Here is a 2,500-nt window from a genome sequence, read left to right on the forward strand (position 1 = left end):
AGAAGGGGTGCTTTCTTAACGGAAAGCCGCAGTGAATAGGCCCAAGCGACTGTTTAGCAAAAACACAGCTCTCTGCGAAGCCGTAAGGCGAAGTATAGGGGGTGACACCTGCCCGGTGCTGGAAGGTTAAGGAGAGGGGTTAGCGTAAGCGAAGCTCTGAACTGAAGCCCCAGTAAACGGCGGCCGTAACTATAACGGTCCTAAGGTAGCGAAATTCCTTGTCGGGTAAGTTCCGACCCGCACGAAAGGTGTAACGATTTGGGCACTGTCTCAACCAGAGACTCGGTGAAATTATAGTACCTGTGAAGATGCAGGTTACCCGCGACAGGACGGAAAGACCCCGTGGAGCTTTACTGTAGCCTGATATTGAATTTTGGTACAGTTTGTACAGGATAGGCGGGAGCCATTGAAACCGGAGCGCTAGCTTCGGTGGAGGCGCTGGTGGGATACCGCCCTGACTGTATTGAAATTCTAACCTACGGGTCTTATCGACCCGGGAGACAGTGTCAGGTGGGCAGTTTGACTGGGGCGGTCGCCTCCTAAAGTGTAACGGAGGCGCCCAAAGGTTCCCTCAGAATGGTTGGAAATCATTCGTAGAGTGCAAAGGCATAAGGGAGCTTGACTGCGAGACCTACAAGTCGAGCAGGGACGAAAGTCGGGCTTAGTGATCCGGTGGTTCCGCATGGAAGGGCCATCGCTCAACGGATAAAAGCTACCCCGGGGATAACAGGCTTATCTCCCCCAAGAGTCCACATCGACGGGGAGGTTTGGCACCTCGATGTCGGCTCATCGCATCCTGGGGCTGTAGTCGGTCCCAAGGGTTGGGCTGTTCGCCCATTAAAGCGGTACGCGAGCTGGGTTCAGAACGTCGTGAGACAGTTCGGTCCCTATCCGTCGTGGGCGTAGGAAATTTGAGAGGAGCTGTCCTTAGTACGAGAGGACCGGGATGGACGCACCGCTGGTGTACCAGTTGTTCTGCCAAGGGCATAGCTGGGTAGCTATGTGCGGAAGGGATAAGTGCTGAAAGCATCTAAGCATGAAGCCCCCCTCAAGATGAGATTTCCCATAGCGTAAGCTAGTAAGATCCCTGAAAGATGATCAGGTTGATAGGTTCGAGGTGGAAGCATGGTGACATGTGGAGCTGACGAATACTAATAGATCGAGGACTTAACCATATAATATGTAGCAAATGTTATCTAGTTTTGAAGGAATATGCCTTCATAGTTTGGTGATGATGGCAGAGAGGTCACACCCGTTCCCATACCGAACACGGAAGTTAAGCTCTCTAGCGCCGATGGTAGTTGGGACCTTGTCCCTGTGAGAGTAGGACGTCGCCAAGCAAAAACCTAAGTCATTTTGACTTAGGTTTTTTTGTGTTTATTTTATTATTTTAAATTTAAAGGTAAGAATTACCTTTTCAAGAAGAATGTTTGTGATCTTACATAACCTTTTGTGCTTTTAAAGGATTTTACATTAGAAAAAATCTATAATTAAGGTAGTTAACATATATTTTTGATGGGTGTGGGGAATTATGAAAGAAATATGCATGTTATTAGTGGCTGTTATATTATGGGGTACAGCCATTGCGCCAACAAAATGGGCGTTAGAATCTATTCAGCCGTTTACTTTGTTATTTATTCGTCTTTTCTTTGCAGGTGGAATTTGTATGATATTCTCATTTAAGGAACTACAAAAATCAGTTGTACATAAAAAAGTTCCATGGAAAAGAATGAGTTTGTTAGCTTTTACCGGTGTAGCTGGTTATTTTATGTTTACATCCTACGGCATTTCTTTAACCAGTGGATTACATGTGAGTATTATAGATGCTGCGTTACCATTGGTTACAATTCTTTTTTCAGCACTCTTTTTAAAAGAGGAAATTCGATTGAATTATTGGATAGGAATTATATTGGGTGCTATAGGAGTACTCTTTATTACGATTCCATCTAAAAGTGCTAATCAAGAAGTGTCCTTAATAGGGGATATACTAATATTATTAAGTACTTTTCTATTTGCTTTCTACACAGTTTTGCTAAAACGACCAAAACAAGAACAGTATTTATCAAACGAGGTTTTTACAACATTAACTTTAATTATTGGAGCTGTTATTCTCTTACCGTTTGCACTGATAGAAATTTTTTATTACGGTCTTCCAAAGGTTGAAACTTGGAAAACGGGACTTAGTGTAATATACCTTGTTATTGGAGCAACAATTTTAGCATATTGGTTTTGGAATAAAGCGCTAGAGAGAGTTTCAGCATCAGTAAGCGGATTATATTTAAATGCATTACCATTAATAAGTATTGTTACTTCAATTATTCTATTAAATGAATCTCTGACATGGAGAGTAATAATGGGAGCGAGTTTAGTTTTAATCGGAGTAGGATGGGCGGATAAGCAAAAGTTATGTAATCTATTAAAAGGTAACAAGGTGGAGAATAGAGACTGTTAAACAGTATGATTTATATAATTGAAATGTTAAAAAGATACCTTATATATG

General features: G+C 42.5%; 1 protein-coding gene and 2 rRNA genes (1 of these 3 cut by a window edge). All 3 read left to right on the forward strand.

All coding sequences use genetic code 11. The features are described 5' to 3' along the window. Nucleotides 1-1,175: ribosomal RNA gene (locus C3Y97_RS01680) — 23S ribosomal RNA — on the forward strand (it extends 1,747 nt beyond the left edge of the window). 49 nt (nt 1,176-1,224) lie between these two features. Next, nucleotides 1,225-1,340 (forward strand): 5S ribosomal RNA (gene rrf / locus C3Y97_RS01685). Nucleotides 1,341-1,531: 191 nt separating this feature from the next. Then, complete coding sequence (locus tag C3Y97_RS01690; protein WP_000658270.1) at nt 1,532-2,452, forward strand: DMT family transporter; 921 nt, start codon at nt 1,532-1,534, stop codon at nt 2,450-2,452. Nucleotides 2,453-2,500 lie beyond the last annotated feature (48 nt).

It is taken from the genome of Bacillus sp. DU-106, assembly GCF_004799705.1.
In the GTDB taxonomy this organism is placed as follows: Bacteria; Bacillota; Bacilli; order Bacillales; family Bacillaceae_G; genus Bacillus_A; species Bacillus_A cereus.

Excerpts from the sequence above, each read along its gene's own strand:
- C3Y97_RS01690 (WP_000658270.1), top strand. The coding sequence starts at position 1,532 with ATGAAAGAAATATGCATGTTATTAGTGGCTGTTATATTATGGGGTACA.